The organism is Nocardia mexicana NBRC 108244 (assembly GCF_001613165.1).
Lineage (GTDB): Bacteria > Actinomycetota > Actinomycetes > Mycobacteriales > Mycobacteriaceae > Nocardia > Nocardia mexicana.
On the sequence record NZ_BDBV01000141.1, the window covers coordinates 1 to 19655 of the forward strand.

Here is a 19655-nt window from a genome sequence, read left to right on the forward strand (position 1 = left end):
CTAGTGCGGGTGCGTGAACGGAACGTGTCGCAGGCGACAGCGTCCCGCCGGAGGGAACCCCCGCCGCGGCAACCATGGGTGTTCGGGCGTGCCGGGTCGTGCTGCGGGAGCCGTAGGTCCTCGGGGCGCCGGGTTGTGAAAGGTGGGTAGTCCAGGGGTATCCGCGCGGGAACGCGACCCGGATGTGGCACCCTGGGGCTCATGCGAGTGGCTGTCGTCGCGGGCCCGGACCCTGGTCATGCGTTTCCGGCTATAGCGCTGTGCCTGCGTTTTCTCGCGGCGGGCGACGAGCCGGTGCTGTTCACCGCGCCCGTCTGGTTCGACGCCGCCCGCGCGGCGGGGATCGGGGTGCGGCGGCTGAAGGGGCTGGCGCCGCGCCCGGAGGACGACGACGGCGATGCCGGTCGGCGCATCCACGAGCGCGCCGCGCACATCTCCTCGGAGATTCTCCCCGAACTGAGCGCGATGCTGCCCGAACTGGTGGTGTCGGACATTCTCACGGCGGGCGGCGGTATGGCCGCCGAACGACTCGGTGTGCCGTGGGTGGAGCTGTCCCCGCATCCGCTGTATCTGCCGTCGAAGGCGTTGCCTCCCATCGGAAGTGGTCTCGCGCCGGGCGAGGGGCTGCGCGGCCGGGCGCGGGACGCGGTGCTGCGCGGCATGACCGCCCGGGCGATCCACCGCGGGGACCGGCAGCGCGCACAGGCCCGCGTGGGTGTGGGTCTGCCCGAATCCGATCCGGGCCCCGATGCGCGGCTGATCGCGACCCTGCCCGCCCTGGAACTGCCGCGGCCGGACTGGCCGGACGACGCGCACGTGATCGGTCCGCTGCTGTGGGAGCCCACCGACGATGTGCTCCCGCTGCCGCCCGGCGACGAGCCCCTCGTCATGGTGGCGCCGTCGACGGCGCATACGGGGGTGCAGGATATGGCCGCGGGTGTGCTGGAGGCCCTGGACGGTGCGGGTGTGCGGGCGGCGGTATCGATGATCCACACACCGCCGGAGAACGTTCCGCCCTGGGCCACAGCGGGTTTGGGGCGCCAGGACGAACTGCTCCGGCATGCCGATGTGGTCGTCGGGGGCGGCGGTCACGGCCTGCTGGCGAAATCCCTGCTGGCCGGGGTGCCGGTCGTCACCGTTCCCGGCGGCGGCGACCAGTGGGAGCTGGCCAATCGCGCTGCCCGGCAAGGGAGTTCGGTCGTGGTGCGCCCGTTCACCGGCGAAGCCGTGCGGGCTGCGGTCCGGCAGGTGCTCGACGAACCGTCGTTCCGGGCCGCCGCGCGGGCCGCATCGGCGACGGCAGCCGACGTTGCCGATCCCGTCGAGATCTGCCGCCGAGTGCTGGATACGGCGCGTGCCCGATGAGTCGCGGCGCGGTCTGTTCCGGCCTGTGCGGACACAATCCGCGTCGCGACGGCAGATATTGCCGCGATCAACGCGGTCGTGACCTGTCAGGCCGGTCGGGGAACACTCGAGACTCTCGCTGCGCCGTGACCCGCCCGGAGTGAGCCGGTTCCGACGGCAGGTACCCTCGGCCCGGTGCGATTGACTGACTTCCGGGAGATGTTGCACGCCGAGTTCGGGGTGGTGCGCGGCGACTCCCTGCTGACCGACCATGTGCTGCCGTCCATGGGCGGGCGCACCGGTGCCCAGGCCATCGAGGCCGGAATCGACCCCCGCGACGTGTGGCGTGCGCTGTGCAAAGAATTCGACGTTCCGCGCACACGATGGTGAGTCAGGTTTTCCGGGCGTAGTGGCGGGCGGCCTTGGCGCGATTGCCGCAGGTGGTCATCGAATGCCAGCGGCGCGCACCGTTTTTCGACGTGTCGTAGAAGTACAGGACGCACTGCGGGTGGGCGCACTGTTTGATCCGGCCGGGGGTTTCGGCCACCAGGCGTAGCAGGTTGTCGGCGGCCAGCCAGGCCGGGAGCCACTCGGGTTTCGGCACGTCGGGCTCGTCGGCGGGGCCGTCTGCGGTCAGGGTGCGGCGGATGCGGCCGTGGTCGAGTATCCGGTTCAGATCCTCGGCGGATCCGCCGTGCACCACGCGCTCGATGGCCGCGCGGGCCGATACCAGCGCGCGCAGCGTCCGCTCGTCGGCGGGGCAGCGGCCGGTGAGCTCGTTGGTGGCCAGCCAGCAGCGCAGACCGGCCACGTCGGTGAGCAGGTCCTGCGCCGCACCGGCCGCCATCCACCGCGTGTTCAACAGGTCCACGGCGAGCGGTTCGCCGACGTGCGGGCGTGGATCGAGCATGCCTGAGGTTAACCACCTTCCCGGAAGCGCCGTCCGACCCTCGCCAGTCTAACCGTCTAAATTTATTTAGAGGGTTGACTGTGGGGCCGCCGTCGCTCTATGTTCTAACCGTCAAAACAACTAACGATGGTTAATGATTCCGGGAGGATCGCCATGACCACACCCCAGCTCGCCACGGGTCACATCGGCCTCAACGTCACCGACCTGGATCGTTCGGTGGACTTCTACCGGCGCGCACTGGGTTTCGAGCAGCTCGGCGTCGGCGACGGCGCACATCGCTATGCCTTTCTCGGCGCCGACGGGCAGCTGCGGTTGACGCTGTGGCAGCAGAGCGATGGCGAGTTCTCGCCGAAAACACCCGGACTGCATCATCTTTCGTTCCAGGTCGACACCCTCGACGAGGTGCGCGCCGTGGAGTCCGTGCTGAAGGAGCTGGCGGTGACCTTCGCGCACGACGGTGTCGTCGCGCACGGTGAGGGCGCGTCCTCCGGCGGGATCTTCTTCAGCGATCCCGACGGCATCCGGCTCGAGGTCTATGCGCCCAGCGGTGCGGAGTCCGCGCCGGCACCGAGCGGTGCGGCGCCGACCTGCGGATTCTTCTGAGCCCCCGGATTGTTCAACCGCATGGGGGCCGGCGTGCGCGCCGGTCCCCATGATCCCGATGGCGCAGGAGACGCTTGTGAGCACCGTTTTTCATTCCGGCGAGCTGGCCGTGCAGCGGCGCATGGGGCAGGACGACATCGCCGGGCGGGTCGGCCGCATGATCCGTCCCGAGATTCCCGATGTGGCCGCGGCGTTCCTGGCCGAGCAGCCCATGGTCGTCGTCGCGGCCGCCGACGATACGGGCCGGATGTGGGCGAGTCAGCTCATCGGGATGCCCGGATTCGCACACGCCACCGATGCGCGCACGGTGGTCGTCGATGCCTATCCGGCGCCGGGGGATCCGCTGGCCGAGCCGCTGCGCACGGACCGGAAGGTCGGGATGATCGCACTGCAACCCCAGCGTCGCCGCCGGATGCGGATCAACGGCACCGCGGTACCGGGCGACACCGGCATCCGCATCACCACCGACCAGGTGTACTCGAACTGCCCGAAGTACATCTCCCGCCGCGCGGTCGAGGAGTTCCGGCCGGTGCTACCGGGCGAGGCCCGCAGGTCGCCGGAGCTCGATTCCCGGCAGCGGCAGGCGATTTCGGCGGCCGATACCTTCTTCGTCGGCACCCGGGACACGGAGGGCAATGCCGACGCCTCCCATCGCGGCGGCAATCCCGGTTTCCTGCAGGTGCTTTCGCCGAACCGGCTGCGCTGGCCCGACTACCGCGGCAACTCCATGTTCATGACCCTGGGCAACATCGCTACCGACCCCCGCTGCGGGCTCCTCGTGCCGGATTGGCGGAGCGGAGCGACGCTGCAACTCACCGGCACCGCCGAAATACTCTGGGAGGAAGCGGAATCCGCACCCGGCGCGCAGTGCGCCATCGAGTTCACGATCGCCGAGGTGGTCGAGATCGCCAACGCCGGACCACTGCGCTGGGGTCCGGCGGAGCTGTCACCGGTGAACCCGGCGGTCTGACTGCCCCGGTCGAACCGGGGGCGGATGGCGGTGCCTGAGCCTGAGCGGCTTCCGGTCTTCGTATCGGCAGTGCCGTCCCCCGATGTCGGATTTCGGAGGACGGCACGGCTGCCGGTTCAGGCGGCGAGTACCTCTCGCTCGGCGGCCTCGGGTTCCGGTGCCTGCGCCCGCCGTGGAAGAGGCCGAAGGCAATGGCGCCGAGCACGATTCCGACCGCGCTCGCCATTATGACGGCCGCGTCGAGCCCGTCGACGAACTGCGGCAATGCGATTCGGGATCCGTCCCCGGCCGCGCTGCGAAAGACGGTGCCCAGCACCGCGACTCCCAGCGCCAGGCCCAACTGGCGGGCGGTGTTCACCGCGCCCGCGGCGGTGCCGCTCTGCTGCGGCGGCACGGCCGCCATTCCGACCGCCACCAGCGCCGGTGCCATCACGCCGACTCCCACGCCGACCACGATGTAGCCGAGCAGCAGTGCGGTCCAGGACGATCCGGTGTCGATGGTCGCGAGCAGGCCGGTGCCCGCGCCGATCACGACGAGACCGCCGCCGATGGTCCACTTGGGCGCGAGATCGTGCAGCGGTCGGCCGAAGACCCCCGACACCACGAAGGCGGTCACCGCCATCGGCAGCATGGACAGGCCGGCCTGCAGCGCCGTCAGATGCAGCTGCTGCTGCAACCACAGCGAGATCAGCGGGCTGGCCGCGAAGGCCGCGAAATTGAATCCGGTGGCCGCGATCAGGGTGGCGCCGAATTCGCGGCGCCGCAGCAGCGTCAGCGGGAACATCGGTGCCGCGGTGCGCGATTCGATCAGCGCGAACGCCACCGCCGCGGCCGCCCCCGCGGCCAGCGACGCCATCGCCTGCGCGTCGGTCCACCCGTGCTCGCCGCCGCGGATGACGCCGTAGGTGACCGCCGTCGCCGCCCCGGCGAACGCCACCATGCCCGCCACGTCGATCCGGCGGTCCGCATGCCGCGCCGACGGTCCGAATACCAGGGCGGACACCACGATCGTGACCGCGGCGATCGGCAGGTTCACGAAGAAGATCCACCGCCACGACAGCAGATCGGTCAGCACCCCGCCGAGCACGACGCCGATGCCCGCCGCAGCGCCCGCCACCGCACCCCAGGCGCCGAAGGCGACGCCGCGGTCGCGCCCGGTGTAGGTGGCGTGCAGCAGCGACAGCGTGGTCGCGAACATCGCCGCCCCGCCGACGCCCTGAAGTGCCCGTGCGGCAACGAGAATCGATGACGACTGTGCGATTCCGCAGGCCAGCGAGGCGGCCGCGAATACGACCAGCCCGGCCAGATAGGTCGGCTTCGCGCCGATCCGGTCGGCCAGCGATCCGAGCACCAGCAGCAGCGCCGCCAGCGCCAGCGCGTACCCGTCGACGACCCACTGCAATCCGGAGAGGCCGGTGCCGAGGTCGGCGGCGATGTCGGGCAGCGCCACGTTGACGATGGTGACGTCGATGAGCAGCATCAGCGTGCCGAGGCACGCCGCGAACAAGGGAAGCCATTTCCGCATGGCGACCTCCGAAGGGGTGTGAGCGAACGATATCGACGCCAAGCGTGCGGCATGCTTGAATATCTACCTACCCGGTCGCCTATCTGCGTTGGATTCCAACTATGGAGCTTGAAAAGATCGACGAATCCTCCGTCCTCGATCTGCTCGACAAGCAGATCGTGCACGGGCTGGTCACCGACCCCCGCATCCCGTTCGCGCGGCTCGCGGGGATCCTCGACGTCTCCGAGCAGACCGTGGCGCGGCGCTACCGGTCGCTGCGCCAGCGCGGCATGCTCCACGTCACCGGGCTCGTCAACGCGGTGCCGCTGGGCAGCACCCGCTGGATGCTGCGGCTGCGGTCCACGCCCGACAAGGCGCTGCGGTTGGCCGAGTCGCTGGCCCGGGTGCCCGATGTCAGCTGGGTGACGCTGCTGTCGACCGGTTCCGAGGTGACGTGCGTGAGTCGGCCGCGGTCGGGCGATCAGCGAGATCGGTTGCTGCTCACCACCCTTCCGCGAGCCAGTCAGGTGAGTGGGCTGTCGGCCTACGAGATCATGTACCGGTTCCCGCTGGACGAGGAGTGGCCGCGCTACGGCCGCCTCCTCACGGCGCGGCAGCGACAGGAACTGGGGCCCGAACGCGGGTGCGGCAGCGATGCCGGACCGGAGGCGGCGGTCGATCTGTCGGCGGGCGACGAGGCGATGCTGGCCGTGCTCGCCCGGGACGGGCGCGCCTCCTACGCCCAGCTGGCGGCCGAAACCGGATGGAGCGCAACCCGGGTCGCGCGGCGCATGGCGGAGCTCGAGCAGGTGGGAGTGCTGTATTTCGATCTCGACTTCGCGATCGAGCGGATGGGTTATGCGACGCGGGCGATGCTGTGGCTGCGCGTGCGCCCCGGCGAACTCGACGCGGTCGGGCGTGCACTCGCGACACATCCGGAGGCCACCTTCGTCGCGGCCACCACCGGGGCGACCAATCTGCTGAACTCGGTCGTCTGCCGCGACATCGCGCACCTGTACCGCTATGTCACCGAGCGGCTGGGAGCTCTGGATGGCATCACCGACATCGAGATCACCCCGGCGCTGCGGGTGCTCAAACAGGCTCAGGCGCTGCTGCACACCGACCGCGTCACCCTGGTGCCGCAGGCGAGTCGCGGCTGAGGCCCTGCGTTACCGGCACCCCGCCCGGCTCTCGTGTGATAGTTTCGGGATAACTTCGTAATCTCTTCGTGATCTTATCCCGAGTGTAGGTGGTGGTCGGCGTCGTGCCTGGTCAACATCGCAAACCTGCTACCGGTCGGAGACTGATCCTGCCGGTCGCCGGTGGCGTCGCCGCCGTTGTCGTCGCCATCGTCTGGATCGTGACCCGGCCGAGCTCGGCCGCCAGGGATGCCGCTGCGATCGAATCGCCACCGCCCTCTGCGGTCGGTGTGCACTCGTCCCCGGCGCCCGCCCCGCCGCAGGCTCGGATCGCACCGGCGCTCCCGGCGGCGGTCAGTGACGGCCCGCTGCTGGCCAAGCCGGCCCGGCAGTACTCCGTGTGCCCGACCGAGCTGGCCGGGGCCCGCCCACATGTGGCGCAGGTGGGCCACCTGATCGGCAAGACCTTCGCCGTCGCGGATATCGGTGGCGCCGCCGGGCGCGGCAATGACGACCACGGCGCCGGTCTGGCGCTGGACTTCATGATCGCCGATGCCGCGCAGGGCGATGCGATCGCGGATTTCGTCCTGGCCGACAAGGACCGCCTCGGCGTGAACTACGTGATCTGGCAGCAGCGTCACAACGACGGCGGCGGCTGGTCCGCCATGGAGGATCGCGGCGGCTCGACCGCCAATCACTACGACCATGTCCACGTATCCTTCGATCCTTACGCCGCGGTGAACGTCATCTGTTGATCACCCGCTGTCCGGAGCGGGCGCCTGCGGTTTCGGATGTCTTCGGGCGCGTCGCTTGCCTCGAACACGTGTTCGTCTAAGCTGTGCGGCGGAACTTGTCGGTGCCGCCCTCTAACGTGGGCGCCAACCACACACGAGACGTACCCGTCCAGAAGGGGAACCAGACGATGGCACCACAGGCTTACGACCGCGACAAGGCGCTCGAACTCGCACTGGCGCAGGTCGAGAAGAGCTTCGGCAAGGGCGCCGTGATGCGCCTGGGCGAGGAAGCGCGCCAGCCCATCTCGGTCATCCCCACGGGGTCGATCGCGCTGGATGTGGCACTGGGCCTGGGCGGCCTGCCGCGCGGCCGGATCATCGAGGTCTACGGCCCGGAGTCCTCGGGTAAGACCACCGTCGCCCTGCACGCGGTGGCCAATGCGCAGGCCGCCGGCGGCGTCGCGGCGTTCATCGACGCGGAGCACGCGCTCGATCCCGACTACGCCCGCAAGCTCGGCGTCGACACCGACGCGCTGCTGGTCTCCCAGCCCGACACCGGTGAGCAGGCGCTCGAGATCGCCGACATGCTGGTCCGCTCCGGCGCCATCGACATCATCGTCATCGACTCGGTGGCCGCGCTGGTACCGCGCGCCGAGATCGAGGGCGAGATGGGCGACAGCCACGTCGGCCTGCAGGCCCGCCTGATGAGCCAGGCGCTGCGCAAGATGACCAGCGCGCTCAACAACTCCGGCACCACCGCCATCTTCATCAACCAGCTGCGCGAGAAGATCGGCGTCATGTTCGGCTCGCCCGAGACCACCACGGGCGGTAAGGCGCTGAAGTTCTACGCCTCGGTGCGCTTGGACGTGCGCCGCATCGAGACGCTGAAGGACGGCAGCGACGCGGTCGGCAACCGTACCCGCGTCAAGGTCGTCAAGAACAAGGTCTCGCCGCCGTTCAAGCAGGCCGAGTTCGACATCCTCTACGGTCACGGCATTTCCAAGGAGGGCTCGCTCATCGATATGGGTGTCGAGCACGGCTTCGTCCGCAAGTCCGGCTCCTGGTACACCTACGAGGGCGACCAGCTCGGCCAGGGCAAGGAGAACGCCCGCAAGTTCCTGCTGGAGAACCACGACGTGCGTGACGAGATCGAGAAGAAGATCAAGGAAAAGCTCGGCATCGGAGCAGATGTCACCGCAGACGCGGGTGCCGAGGCGCCCGTCGACTTCTAACCGATGCCAGACCGGGACGCGCCGGGGTCCGATCCTGTGCAGGACCCCGGCGCGACTCGGCTCGAGGCGGTAGAGCGGCTGCGCCGGCAGTTGGAGCAGATGGAGGGCGGGGGCCCCGATCCTGCTCGCGGGCGCCGTCGGCCGAAGCGCGCGAAATCGAGCGGGGATGAGCCACAGGGGGTTTGGCGTTCCGACGCGGGTTCGAGTTCTGGGTCTCGGGGGAGAACCACTCGCGAACTACGCTCGACATCCACGGTGCCGTCGCCCTCGGAGCATCAGAGCGGTGGCACCGAGACCCAAGCCAAGAACACCAGCATGCGCTTACTGGCCGAGCATGCGCGCAGCCGTGCCGAGCTGGGGGAGGAGCTGGCCGCCAATGGATTTGCGGCCGACGTCATCCACCTCGCTCTCGATGAGCTGACCGAAATCGGCCTGCTCGGCACCGCACCGCGCCGCACCGGTGTCAGCGCCGTCACCGACGCTTCCGGCGGAAGCACGGGAGATGATGCATCGCGGTTCTCGATCGTGGCCGACGGGTCGACCGATGACGAGGAGCCTCCGATTCGGCGGCGTGGCCATTCGCGGAAGGGCGTGGATTCGAAGACCGATCGTAGTGTCGCGGATACTGATTGGGCCGCAACCGGTTCACCGGATGACGCCGAGCCGCGGGGCCGACGGCGCCGCGAGACCTCTGACGGGCGCGGTGGCGGTACGGGGCGGCCTCACATGGAAGCCGATGTGCCACAGTCCGATCGGCGGTCGGAGGAGTTCGGGGAGGATGCGGACGGCCGGGGTCGGCGGCGCGGGCGTCGGCGGCGGGGTGAGAAGTCTGGTTCGGAGCCCGAGGGTGGTGGCACCGAGGCACAGGCCAAGGATGTCTGCCTGCGGCTGCTGACCGATCGGGCGCGCAGCAGATCGGAGCTGGCGGATAAGTTGGCGGCCAAGGGATTTACTCCCGATGTCGCTGAGCGGGTCTTGAATCGGCTCGCCGAGGTGGGGCTCATCGACGATGCTGCCTTCGCCGAGCAGTGGGTGCACTCCCGCCACACCTACTCCGGCAAAGGCAAGAAGGTGATCGCTCAGGAACTGCGCCGCAAGGGCGTGGCGTCCGCCGATGCCGAACCCGCGCTCGCCTCCGTCACCACCGAGGACGAGAACGTTCGCGCCGCCGAACTGGTCCGCCGCAAACTCAACTCCCTACCCGCACACCTCACCCGCGACAAGGCAATGAGTCGCCTGGTCGGCATGCTGGCCCGCCGCGGCTACAACCCATCCACCGCCTACACCGTGGTGAAGGCGGAACTATCGGACATCGAGTTCGACGACAGCAGAGCAGATTCGGCCCGCAAGTTCGGCAACGCGTCCAGGCCACTCGATATCGCGCTGGCCCCCGCCGACCACGCCACTGCCACAGGGCACCGCGACGTCGATGAGTACAGCGGTGCCGACGGATACGACGATGCAGGTGGAAGCTCCACCACGGAGCACGGCACCGCCGCAGAAGACTCCGCCGCCGACCACAACCCCGCCGCCGACCACGACAGCGCCGCCGAACTGGTCCGCCGCAAACTCCGCACCATGCCCCGAAACCTGGACCGCGAGAAGACAATCCGCCGCCTGGTCGGCATGCTGGCCCGCCGCGGCTACAACCAGTCCACCGCCTACACGGTGGTCAAGGAGGAACTCGCCGCCGCCGAGTTCGGCGAATAGCACACCCGGATAGGCTGGCAACCGTGATGAGGATTCGGCATCTGGTGCTGGCCGGAGTCGTGGCGACGAGTGTGGCCGCGTGCGGCGGGGCGGGGTCGGATTCGCCGGAGACGACATCGGCTCCGGCGATTCGCACGGCCTGCGACGCCAGTGCGGAAAATGGATCCGTCTTCACCACCAAGGTGCGCCCCGATATGCCCTTCACGCTCCAGCTTCCGCAACTGAGGTACTGGCAGGTGACGCCGGGGGAAGGGGACGATTTGGTGGTGCGTCGCGCCGAGCGGCGCGCGGGACGGATAGGCAGCGCGACCGTCACCCTCGGCGTGTCCAGTCCACGCAGTGCTGCCGACAATGTAAGCGTGCTCCGTTCGGTCGAAGGCAAATGGCAGCAGTGGCGCTCCGAGAACGTCCAGGTGTGCGGTTGGCGCGGCACCCGGTCCACCGGAATTCGGCCCGCGTCCGAGACCGATGGAGCAGACCACTACCACGAGTTCCTCTGGTTCGATTACCTAGCAGGCGACATGCTGTACCCGATCCGAATGTCGGTCGAGGCTACGGCCGCCGACCGGGACACGTACCAACCCGATATCGACACCTTCGTCGACGGACTACAGATCGTCCCGACACCTCCAGCCAGCTGAACCCGCCGCTTCACGCGCTCCTCGTCTCGAGCGCAACTCGGATCAGTTCGCGGGCCTTCTCACCGGTAACCGATTGCTTGGCCAGCATCTCGAACAGGCGGCCATAGACCGACACCTCGCGTGGCTGGGTTATGGTCAGCTCCGCGGTGACTCCTTCGACCGTCACCATGCGGTTGTCGAACAGTACGAAGTTCGTTGTTTGCATCGGTGGCCCGGTGTGCGACGGGATGATTCCGAGCAGCACCCGCGACAGACCGATAACTGCCATCAGGCGATCGAGCTGCCCGACCATCACAGCGTCCGAGCCTACCGAGGTGGCTAACGCCTGCTCGGCGATCAATATGTGAAATCGCCGGTCGCCCCGGTACAGGAATTGCTGGCGCTCGAGCCGTTTCGAAACGGCGTCGTCAACGTCGTCAGGGAGTTGGTAGAACTCGACCGAGTGTCTCAGGACGGCTTCGGCATACTCGGCTGTTTGCAGGATTCCTGGAATGACAACGGGCTGATAGATCCGCATCAGCTTCGAGCGTTCGGCGAGCCTCACCGACTTCTGTTGTCCCCGTTTGAGTCCGGCCGCATGCTGACGCCTGTACTCCATGTATGCGGCATCTATGTTGTGCACCGTGGCCAGCAGATCAGCAAGCTGATCATTCGCGCCGGTATGGGAGCAGTAGGCGCGAATGTCAGCATCGGACGGGGTTACCCGACCATATTCAATTTTCGACACCTTCGACTCATGCCACCCGGACAAGCGGGCAAGCTCACGACCCGAAACACCCGCCCTGCGGCGGATCTCCCTGAGTCTCTGCCCGAGCGCCTGCCGAGCCTCGCGAACGCTGTTGCTCACCTCTCGAGGTCTACCGCATGTTCGGTCACGTAATCCGAGTATGGCGTCGCCAGCGGCCACAGTCGCTCTTTGACCCGGCGGCATTGGTCCACAATCCATGCGTCGGCGGTCAACGCCGACGCACCGGGAGCCCGTCCATTCTCATCGGACAGGTTGAAGGCAACCCGTTCGTCATCCAGTAGCCAGAAGTCGTCGGTAGGCACTTCACCGGCACGATGCCGGGGCAGATACCGGATGTCTTCGCCCGCTTCGGTACTCAGCGCCGCAAGCGCGAGCAGCCACCGCTGATAATCGACATGGGGCACCGTCACGACCCGAACCCGAGTTATGGCGACGCCTCGATCGACTGTCGCCCGCACGAGCCGGCGCCAGGGTTCGAACCATTCGTTGTCGTCCGGTTGGCCATCGAGGAACCGTCGTAGCGGTTCTGATTCCTTCGGAACGGCGTAGGTATCCCGGAACTCGACGTGGAATGCTTCCCGCCTGCACTGACCGAACAGCTCAGGCCACTGATCGTCGCGAATCAGTTGCACCGTAGTACATCCTCTCTGCCTTCGGGACCTCGATGGCCGCTTCGTATGGCTCCATAGCCGTCTGATCCAGCGTCGCACGGTCCGTGATCGGGCGACCGGACACGAGGAAGGTTCCCCTGCCGGTGTCGGTCATGGTGGCGCCGATAAATGTGTCGGGCTCGAGAAAGCCCAAGAGTAGATGCGGAATCTCGACGGACTCCTGTAAGCCTGTCCTCCACCCGATGATCATGTAGCTGTCCTGGTCGGTGGAGTAGAGCGTGGGGCAGTCGTTGGTACCCGAGCCGCCCTTTCCGAGGAAGTGCAAGAGCATGACCGTGCTCCTAATCCGCTCGTGTGCACAGGATTTCCGTGCTGTATTCGATACTCCTCCACAGAATCTGTGAAAGCCAGCTGTTCGCATAATATGAGCAAGTTTTGTCAAACTCCTAGCGTGGGCAGGACATGCGTTCCTAGCGTCGTAACCGGCACCCGGGATCGGTGGAGCGGTCCCGGCTCCGGGTCGCCCTACCAACGGCTATCAGGAGTCGCAATGGAGTGGCGCACAAGAATTTTCGAGTTTCCCGGCGGAATGCTGGAGGTTCAGGCTTACGAGGGTGAGTCTGTCGACGATGGACCGGGGATCTATCTCGAGCTCTACGGCCGGGACATCGAGGCGGATTCGGAATACGACGACTCGACCGACTGGGAGGCGTCGTGAGCGCGCTCGCCTGTCAGGCCGGTTTGCTCGTCGTAACCGGAATTCCGTTGGGCGTCTTGGTGATTACGGTGTGCTGGCCACAGCAGACACCCAAAGATAGGTCTGTCCAGGCAATCCGCAAACGGATCGAACATGAGGACGCCGAATGATCCAGTTGGGTCAGATGGTTTGTAAGATGTTGTCTATCAAGGTGTTTGCGTTGGTGCCGTGGATTGCTACCTTGTTCATGGCTGCGAAAGTGTCCTCGTAGATGGCGATTTCGCTGGGGCGGGTCACTGTGAGTTCGGCGGAGATGGTTTCGATCGTCACGGAGGAGCGGTCGAACAGGGTGAAACCGTGTGTGGGGCATACCCATCGCGCGCTGAGCGGGATTACGCCCAGGGAGAGGCGTGGGTTGGCGATGTCGTCGATCAGCCGGGTCAGTTGTTCACGCATCACCGGTGTGTCGCCGACCGTTCGCCGGAGTGCCGCCTCGTGGATCAGGAATGCGAAGCGCCGGTCGCCGGCGCGCAGCACCGCTCGGTTGGCGGTGCGCTGGCGGACGGCGGCGTCGACGTCGTCCCGAACGCCGGGGAGCACGCTCAGACATCCGGTGAGAATCGCTCGCGCATAGGCCTCGGTCTGCAGGATGCCGGGAATGATGGATTCCTCGAACCATCGGATATGCCGGGCGTCTCGGAACTCCTGCCCGATCTGCCGCTGCGCGTGAGTGTGCCCGGCGGCGAGCGTGCGCCGCCATTCCAGGTACATCGACCGCAGGTTCCGCAGCGAGGCAACCAGGTCGTCGTACACGAGCGTGTTGTCCACCGCCCGACACCATGCCAACAGGTCCGCCTCGGAAGGGCGGCGTCGGCCGTTCTCGATATGTGACACCTTCGTCGGGTGCCAGCCACACCCGGTGGCCAACTGCCTCCCGGTCAGCCGGGCGTCCCTGCGAAGCTCACGGAGGCGGGCCCCGAGGGCCGCCTGCGCCTGTGCGACGACATTGCTCACCGCAGGGCGAACTCGCTGTTCGCGAACCGAGCGTGATCGATGCCCTGTGGCCACAGCCGATCCCATGCCTCGGCGCAGACCTTCGCGACCGCGGGGTCCGCGCTCACCGCAAGGCCGGTGTACACATCGTTGTCGTCGAACGTGGTGAATCCGGCCGTATTTCGGTCGAACAGCCACCAATCATCCAGCGGTACAGGCCCTTCCACCAGATCTCTCGGGAGCCAGCGGATTTCCTCACCGGCCGCGATGTTGTGCGTGCTGGTCGCGACGAGCCACCGGGCGTAATCGCTGGGTGGTATCGACACGATGCGCAGTCGCGCGACGGTCACGCCGCGGGCGGTGAGGGTCCGCACGAGGCGCGTCCATTCGCGGTCGGCTTCGGTTTCGACAACGCGGCCCTCTGCTCGCCACGCCCGGATCGCGTCCGCCTCCTCGGTCACGGCGTAGTTGTCGCGCACCTCCAGATGCCGTGCCGAATGTCGCGCCGTCAGAAAGAGTCCGGTGAAGGAGTCGTCGTTGCGCGCCGCGATTACTCGCATAGGTGCACCTCCACTGCCGTTTCGTCGCCGTCCAAGATCAGTTGCTGCATGATCTCGGCACTCGCCGGCGCCCCTCGCACGAGGATCTTGCCGGGAATGTCGGTGGCGTCCACGGTGATTCGCCTACCGGGCTCCACCCAGTCCAGCAGGACATGCGGCACGGTGACGGCGGCCGCCCCGCGCTCGCCGACGCCCTGCACCACCAGGCCCCCCGATTCCGTTTCGTACAGGCAGGGGCACGTCTTGTTCCCGGATCCAGAGCCGAGAAGACGCAGACTTGTCATCGAGGGCACTCCTTTACGGGGATCCAATCAGGACCCCGTAATCTTCCCAGCTCGCAGCCATCGTGACCACCGATTCGTCGTCAACTTTTGTCAACTCTGTGGCTCGGGGGCCCGGTCGTTTCTAGCGTCGGAACGGGCACCCGGGATCGGTGGAAAAATCCTGGCTCCGGGTCGCCTCACCAACGGCGGTCAGGAGTCGCGATGGAGTGGCGCACAAGAGTTTTCGATTCCCCGCGGGGAATGCTGGAGGTCCGGGTGTACGAGGATGAGTCCGCCGAGGGCGGCCCGGGTGTCTACCTGGAGTTCCGTACCGAGGACACCGTGTCCGAGTGCGGCGACCGGCCCTGCCCGGAGGCGTCGTGAGTTGGTTCGGCTGGCAGGTCGGTCTGCTCCTGGTGATCGGTATTCCGTTGGGCGTCTTGATAATTGCGGTGTACTGGCCGCAGCGACCGCCGAAAGACCGGTCCGTCCGGGCAATCCGCGACCGGATCGACGACGAGGATGCGGAAGGTGATTGAGTACCGCTAACGCCGGACCGGGTAGCGCAGGTGCAGGGCGCGCCGCCCCTGGACGACGATCGGATCCTCCAGGAGTTGGTGGCCGCGGCCGAGCTTCGCGAAGTACGGGATGCCCTCGCCGAACAGCACCGGCACGAGGCTGACGCACACCTCGTCCACCAGGCCGAGGTCGAGTGCCTGCTGGGTGATCGTCGGACTGGCGATGGTGACATCCCGATCGCCCGCGATCTTCCGGGCCCGGGCGATCGCGTCCGCCACATCGTCGACGAATGTCGTTGTCGGCCACCGCGCGGCGTCCTCGGGTGGGCGATGGGTTACCACGACGACGGGAGCCCCGGCCGGATGGTTGTCACCCCAGCCGTCGGTGATGTCGAACAGGTGTCGACCGGCGACGAGTGCGCCGGTGTTCTCGGTCAGGTCGCGCAGCATCGCCGCGCTGGCGTCGTCGACCCGGAACCCCACGTCCTGATTCGAGCTCGGCACGGTCACCTCCCCGGCCTCGTACCACTCGAACAGCTCCCCGACCTGGTCGTTCGAATCCGCGATGAACCCGTCCAGCGACATCGTCATATGAGTGAGAACCTTGCCCATCGGGGCCTCCTTCGACCGTTCGACCGTTGTTGTGTCGACCGCTCGGGTCCGTGAAACTCATCGGTCGGGAAGGGCGCCGACCTCGAGCCGGGCCGTATCGACGTCTAGCAGGTAGGCCCCATCCCGCGGGTGAGGCCCGGATGCACGCCGGGTATCAGGCCCGCGCCGACGGCCAACTTCTCCAGCAGCTTCCGCAGCGCCGCCTGCTCGTCGGCGTCGAGCGGCTCCAGCAGGCCCGCGTCGAGTTCCCGCACGATCGGCTCGATCCGCGCCAGCAGTTCGTGCGCCGCGGGCAGCAGGTGCACCGCGTAGGCGCGGCGGTCGGAGGGGTGCCGCCGCCGCTCCACCAACCCGCGTTTCTCCAGGTCGTCGACCAGGCCGACCATGACGTTGCGATGGATGCGCAAGGTATCGCCCAGCTGCTGCTGCGTCTGGCCGTCCCGCGCGTGCAACTGCCGCAACATCCCGTAGTGGCGCGGCCCGATCCCCACCGGCGCCAGCGCGTCGGTGAATCCGAACCCGATATGAAAACCCAGCTGCGCCACCAGAAACGCCGTGCGCTCGGCCAACGGCACGAACGACGAATCAACCTCGGTCATCCATGCAGCATACCGCACACTAGGAACCCTCAGTGATTGCACTGTTGCGTGATTAGCACCTTAAGTGCATAGTTTGGGTGTCGCTTCCACCCATCCCGAAACGAGGTCCTCCGAGATGGTCACTGCCCACCCCACCGCGGACTCACCCCCGCTCGACCCGCGCCGCTGGATCGCCTTCGCCGTGGTGCTCGCCGCCGGGTTCATGGACCTGCTCGACGCCACGATCGTCAACGTGGCACTGCCGAGCATCCAGGACGACCTGGATGCCGAGTACTCCCAGCTGGAGTGGATCGTCGCGGCCTACGTGCTGGCGTTCGCGGCGGTGCTGATCACCGGCGGACGGCTCGGCGACATCTACGGCCGGAAACGGGTCTTCCTCGTCGGCATGGCCGGATTCACGCTGACCTCGCTGGCCTGCGGCCTCAGCACCAGCCCGGCGCTGCTCATCGGATCCCGTTTCGTCCAGGGCGTATTCGCCGCGCTGATGGTGCCGCAGATCCTGGCCACGATCCGGGTCACGTTCCCGAAAAACGAACGCGCCAAGGCGATCGCGCTCTACGGGGGAGTCGGCGGCTCGGCCTCGGCGGTCGGTCTGTCGCTGGGCGGGCTGCTGGTCCAGGCCGATCTGTTCGACCTGAGCTGGCGCCCGATCTTCCTGGTCAACGTGCCGGTCGGCATCCTCGCACTGCTGGCGGCGGCCGCGGTGATGCGGGAATCGCGCTCCACGGCCGCGCGCCGGTTGGATATCCCCGGCATGGTGCTCGCGGTCGCGGCGGTGCTGCTGCTCGTCTATCCGCTCACCGAGGGACGCCGACTCGACTGGCCCGCATGGACTTTCGTGATGATCGCCGCGGCCGCCGTGGTGTTCGTGGTGTTCGGCGCCTACGAGCGGTGGCGGGCGCGCACGACCGGATCGCCGCTGATCGACCTGGAGCTGTTCCGGTCGCGGCCCTACACGATCGGGCTCGTGGCCTGGCTGCTGTTCTGGATCGCGTTCGGCGGATTCTTCCTGGCGTGGACGCTGTTCATGCAGGGCGGGCTGGGCTGGACGCCCATGCGGGCCGGGCTGACGGCGGGGTCCTTCGCGGTCGGCGCCGGGATCGGGGCGGGACTGTCGGTCAATGTGCTCGCCCCTCGATTCGGGCGGCGCGTGGTCATCGCGGGCGGCCTGGTCACCGCGGCGGGTTTCCTGCTCTACGGGTGGATGGCCGGGCACTACGAGGCCGAATTCGCCTCGTGGCAAATGCTTCTCCCGCTGATCGTCACCGGCGTCGGCTTCGGAGCGGTGGTCGCGCCGACGATCGACCTGCTGATCGGCCAGGTCCCCGCCCACGAGGCGGGCAGCGCCTCGGGGTTGCTCAATACCGGGCAGCAGCTGGGCATGGCGCTGGGCGTCGCGCTGGTCGGTGTCGTGTTCTTCACCCAGCTGGATCACGATTCAGCGCGCGGTGTGGACGCGGTGACCCCGCAGACCCGGGCCGAACTGTCCGCGCAGGGACTGCCCGGCCCCGTCCAGGACACGATTCTCGCGAATTTCGGTGCCTGCGTGCGTGATCGGTCCGCGCAGGTGGATCCGACCGCGACACCGGACAGCTGCCGCACCGATCAGAGCGCAACCACTCCCGAAGTCGCACAGACGCTCTCGCGCGCGGGTACACAGGCCAACGCGGTGAACTTCGCCCACACCTTCGACTACACCCTGTGGTTCGGCGCGGCACTGATGCTGCTGGTGAGCCTGGGATTCCTGGCGCTGCCCAGAGACGCCCGCCTGGAGCACCACGAACCGGAGGAACCCGTGGACGACGAGCTGGTCGGTGTGTGAGCACCGCCGGCGCCGACGACTCCGAGGCGTGATGGTTTCGAGAGCGGGCCGTGAGAGTTGAGGCCGTATCTGTATCAGAAGGTTCTCGTCGAGACCCTCGTACTTCGGGAATGCTTCTGAGACACTTTATTCCGTCTCTGATCTGATCGAGCTCGGGAGGTCCCGTGGCCGCACCGCTTTCCGCTACCGAGGCGCTGCCGCCGGACGCCCGGTTCGATATCGGGCCCACGAGATTCCCGGCCGTGCATGCCGATACGACGGTCGCGATTCCGATGTCCGACGGTGCGGTGCTGTGCGCCGATCTGATTCGCCCGGCGCACCGCCGCTCCGCTCCGGTGCCGGACGCCCTGCCGGTGGTCGTCAACTTCACGCCCTACAACCGGATCGGCAATCGCGTCGGCGCGGCCATCGCGGGGCCCGCGCGGCGGGCGGGGCGGCGGGTGCGGCCGTCGGACCGCAGGCGCTTCCGCGGTCGGGATCTGGTGCGCACCACCGCCGGTGGCGTTCTGGATGTCTGGGCCACCAACAGGACCCTGGTGTCGCGGGGCTACGCGGTGCTGATCGTGGATGTGCGCGGCACCGGATCGTCCACCGGCAACTGGGACTTCTTCAGCCCGCGCGAACACCGGGACTACGACGAGGTGCTGGCGTGGATCCGCGAACAGCCCTGGTGCAACGGGCATCTGGCGCTGACCGGCATCTCCTACGGTGGGATCGCGGCGCTGATCGCCGCGGGGCGGCGACCCGAAGGTCTCGACGCGGTCTTCGCGATCGTCGCCGGTGAGGATCCGGTGCGCGAACTTGGTCTCACCGGCGGTGTGCCCACGGCGGCCATGGCGCTGTGGATGGCGGCCGTCAACGCGGGCAAGTGGCTGCCGTCGCCGCGGGGCATGGTCCGCAATCGCGTGGCCGGACGCTACCTGCTCGACCGGTGCCGGGAACCGATCAGCTGGCTGGGGCGGGCCCGGCGGATCGCCTTCACCGACGGTCATCCGGACGCGTATCTCAATGATCAATGGGCGCGGCGACTTCCGGCGCTGGAGGACATCACCGCGGCGACGTGGATCCACGGGGCCTGGCACGATGTCTACAACAGCTCCAATTTCCGGATGTACGACCGTGTCGGAGTCGCCGCGGGTGCGAAGCAGCTCGTCGTGGACGACGGCTATCACATCAGTGTCGGGTCCGGGTTCGGGGATCCGGGGAACCCGCAGGCGCTCGACGAGTTGCAGTGCGCGTGGTTCGACCGCTGGCTCCGCGACAGCGATACCGGCATCGAGCGCTACGGCCCGATCACCCTCCGACGCCAGGGCGGCGGCGGGTGGGTGTCGGGTCCCCGCTTTCCGGATCGGACCACCGCCACGGTGCGGCGCCTGTACCTCGCGGCCGAATCCAGCGGTGCCGCCGGGCATTCCGGCGCGGACGGCTCGCTGCGGCCGGGCTCG

At 67.7% G+C, this 19655-nt stretch carries 23 protein-coding genes and 4 pseudogenes; 16 read left to right on the forward strand and 11 right to left on the reverse strand.

Features of this window, described 5'->3' with window-relative positions:
* Positions 1-201 precede the first annotated feature (201 nt).
* Both NM1_RS38950 and NM1_RS38955 read left to right on the forward strand, forming a co-directional pair.
* Positions 202-1365, forward strand: coding sequence for a glycosyltransferase (locus tag NM1_RS38950; protein ID WP_068032569.1), 1164 nt, complete (start codon positions 202-204; stop codon positions 1363-1365).
* Between the two features lie 174 nt (positions 1366-1539).
* Positions 1540-1734, forward strand: a complete 195-nt coding sequence (locus NM1_RS38955; protein WP_068032571.1) for a DUF3046 domain-containing protein — start codon at positions 1540-1542, stop codon at positions 1732-1734.
* Between the two features lies 1 nt (position 1735).
* Here the strand turns inward: NM1_RS38955 and NM1_RS38960 are convergent, their stop codons facing one another.
* Positions 1736-2254: a CGNR zinc finger domain-containing protein gene (locus NM1_RS38960; RefSeq protein WP_068032573.1), complete on the reverse strand. Its 519-nt coding sequence runs from the start codon at positions 2252-2254 to the stop codon at positions 1736-1738.
* A 153-nt stretch (positions 2255-2407) separates the two neighbouring features.
* Here NM1_RS38960 and NM1_RS38965 point away from each other — a divergent pair, with 153 nt between their 5' ends.
* Both NM1_RS38965 and NM1_RS38970 read left to right on the forward strand, forming a co-directional pair.
* Positions 2408-2857, forward strand: a complete 450-nt coding sequence (locus NM1_RS38965; protein ID WP_068032575.1) for a VOC family protein — start codon at positions 2408-2410, stop codon at positions 2855-2857.
* Positions 2858-2978: 121 nt separating this feature from the next.
* Positions 2979-3827, forward strand: coding sequence for a pyridoxamine 5'-phosphate oxidase family protein (locus tag NM1_RS38970; protein ID WP_246011775.1), 849 nt, complete (start codon positions 2979-2981; stop codon positions 3825-3827).
* Here NM1_RS38970 and NM1_RS38975 read toward each other — a convergent pair.
* Positions 3739-5352, reverse strand: a complete 1614-nt coding sequence (locus tag NM1_RS38975) for an MFS transporter (RefSeq protein ID WP_084520466.1) — start codon at positions 5350-5352, stop codon at positions 3739-3741. The genes NM1_RS38970 and NM1_RS38975 overlap by 89 nt on opposite strands.
* Before the next feature lie 101 nt (positions 5353-5453).
* Between NM1_RS38975 and NM1_RS38980 the strand changes: the two genes are divergently transcribed.
* From NM1_RS38980 to NM1_RS39000, 7 genes and pseudogenes are all read left to right on the forward strand, one after another.
* Complete coding sequence (locus tag NM1_RS38980) at positions 5454-6491, forward strand: Lrp/AsnC family transcriptional regulator (protein WP_068032577.1); 1038 nt, start codon at positions 5454-5456, stop codon at positions 6489-6491.
* A gap of 239 nt (positions 6492-6730) precedes the next feature.
* A complete protein-coding gene (locus tag NM1_RS38985) occupies positions 6731-7225 on the forward strand; it encodes a VldE C-terminal domain-containing protein (RefSeq protein WP_373864099.1) in 495 nt (164 codons plus the stop codon).
* A gap of 167 nt (positions 7226-7392) precedes the next feature.
* A complete protein-coding gene (recA, locus tag NM1_RS38990) occupies positions 7393-8436 on the forward strand; it encodes a recombinase RecA (protein WP_068032606.1) in 1044 nt (347 codons plus the stop codon).
* A gap of 315 nt (positions 8437-8751) precedes the next feature.
* Positions 8752-8799 (forward strand): annotated as a pseudogene (locus NM1_RS44755) (hypothetical protein); the annotation flags it as partial.
* Positions 8800-9162: 363 nt separating this feature from the next.
* Positions 9163-9744, forward strand: a pseudogene (gene recX / locus NM1_RS41740) (recombination regulator RecX); the annotation flags it as partial.
* Positions 9745-9987: 243 nt separating this feature from the next.
* Positions 9988-10146: pseudogene (locus NM1_RS44760) on the forward strand (recombination regulator RecX); the annotation flags it as partial.
* 26 nt (positions 10147-10172) lie between these two features.
* Entirely contained in the window at positions 10173-10787 is a 615-nt protein-coding gene (locus tag NM1_RS39000; protein ID WP_068032581.1) for a hypothetical protein, read from the forward strand.
* Between the two features lie 10 nt (positions 10788-10797).
* On the opposite strand, the gene NM1_RS39005 is transcribed toward NM1_RS39000, so the two are convergent.
* Genes NM1_RS39005 through NM1_RS39015 form a run of 3 tightly spaced genes read right to left on the reverse strand, consistent with a single transcriptional unit; the run spans position 10798 to position 12477 of the window.
* Positions 10798-11634, reverse strand: a complete 837-nt coding sequence (locus NM1_RS39005) for a helix-turn-helix domain-containing protein (RefSeq protein WP_068032583.1) — start codon at positions 11632-11634, stop codon at positions 10798-10800.
* Positions 11631-12167: a DUF6879 family protein gene (locus NM1_RS39010; RefSeq protein ID WP_068032586.1), complete on the reverse strand. Its 537-nt coding sequence runs from the start codon at positions 12165-12167 to the stop codon at positions 11631-11633. The genes NM1_RS39005 and NM1_RS39010 overlap by 4 nt, the downstream gene beginning before the upstream one ends.
* Positions 12136-12477, reverse strand: a complete 342-nt coding sequence (locus NM1_RS39015; protein ID WP_068032588.1) for a hypothetical protein — start codon at positions 12475-12477, stop codon at positions 12136-12138. The genes NM1_RS39010 and NM1_RS39015 overlap by 32 nt, the downstream gene beginning before the upstream one ends.
* Positions 12478-12696: 219 nt before the next feature.
* Between NM1_RS39015 and NM1_RS42825 the strand changes: the two genes are divergently transcribed.
* Entirely contained in the window at positions 12697-12864 is a 168-nt protein-coding gene (locus NM1_RS42825) for a hypothetical protein (RefSeq protein ID WP_157124099.1), read from the forward strand.
* Positions 12865-13023: 159 nt separating this feature from the next.
* On the opposite strand, the gene NM1_RS39020 is transcribed toward NM1_RS42825, so the two are convergent.
* The 4 genes and pseudogenes from NM1_RS39020 to NM1_RS39030 all read right to left on the reverse strand — a co-directional run bounded on the left by NM1_RS39020 (position 13024) and on the right by NM1_RS39030 (position 14680).
* A complete protein-coding gene (locus tag NM1_RS39020; protein ID WP_255286277.1) occupies positions 13024-13656 on the reverse strand; it encodes a DUF5753 domain-containing protein in 633 nt (210 codons plus the stop codon).
* Between the two features lie 21 nt (positions 13657-13677).
* Positions 13678-13923: pseudogene (locus NM1_RS44765) on the reverse strand (helix-turn-helix domain-containing protein); the annotation flags it as partial.
* Positions 13854-14396, reverse strand: coding sequence for a DUF6879 family protein (locus NM1_RS39025; protein WP_068032592.1), 543 nt, complete (start codon positions 14394-14396; stop codon positions 13854-13856). The pseudogene NM1_RS44765 and the gene NM1_RS39025, both read right to left, overlap by 70 nt.
* Positions 14387-14680 (reverse strand): hypothetical protein, encoded by a 294-nt coding sequence (locus tag NM1_RS39030; RefSeq protein ID WP_147289172.1) that lies wholly within the window; start codon positions 14678-14680, stop codon positions 14387-14389. Before NM1_RS39030 ends, NM1_RS39025 begins: the two co-directional genes overlap by 10 nt.
* Before the next feature lie 201 nt (positions 14681-14881).
* Here NM1_RS39030 and NM1_RS42830 point away from each other — a divergent pair, with 201 nt between their 5' ends.
* Together NM1_RS42830 and NM1_RS42835 are read left to right on the forward strand one after the other, a co-directional pair.
* A complete protein-coding gene (locus NM1_RS42830; protein ID WP_157124101.1) occupies positions 14882-15043 on the forward strand; it encodes a hypothetical protein in 162 nt (53 codons plus the stop codon).
* Positions 15040-15198 (forward strand): hypothetical protein, encoded by a 159-nt coding sequence (locus tag NM1_RS42835; protein WP_157124103.1) that lies wholly within the window; start codon positions 15040-15042, stop codon positions 15196-15198. The genes NM1_RS42830 and NM1_RS42835 overlap by 4 nt, the downstream gene beginning before the upstream one ends.
* A gap of 6 nt (positions 15199-15204) precedes the next feature.
* Here the strand turns inward: NM1_RS42835 and NM1_RS39035 are convergent, their stop codons facing one another.
* On the reverse strand, positions 15205-15789 hold the full coding sequence (locus NM1_RS39035) for a dihydrofolate reductase family protein (RefSeq protein ID WP_068032595.1): 585 nt from the start codon (positions 15787-15789) through the stop codon (positions 15205-15207).
* Positions 15790-15893: 104 nt separating this feature from the next.
* Positions 15894-16388: a MarR family winged helix-turn-helix transcriptional regulator gene (locus tag NM1_RS39040; protein ID WP_068032597.1), complete on the reverse strand. Its 495-nt coding sequence runs from the start codon at positions 16386-16388 to the stop codon at positions 15894-15896.
* 115 nt (positions 16389-16503) lie between these two features.
* Between NM1_RS39040 and NM1_RS39045 the strand changes: the two genes are divergently transcribed.
* Both NM1_RS39045 and NM1_RS39050 read left to right on the forward strand, forming a co-directional pair.
* The gene (locus tag NM1_RS39045) at positions 16504-18210 is read left to right on the forward strand and encodes an MFS transporter (protein WP_068032599.1); all 1707 of its coding nucleotides are present in this window, start codon (positions 16504-16506) and stop codon (positions 18208-18210) included.
* A 164-nt stretch (positions 18211-18374) separates the two neighbouring features.
* A partial coding sequence (locus tag NM1_RS39050; protein ID WP_157124105.1) for a CocE/NonD family hydrolase occupies positions 18375-19655 on the forward strand: 1281 nt, incomplete at its 3' end.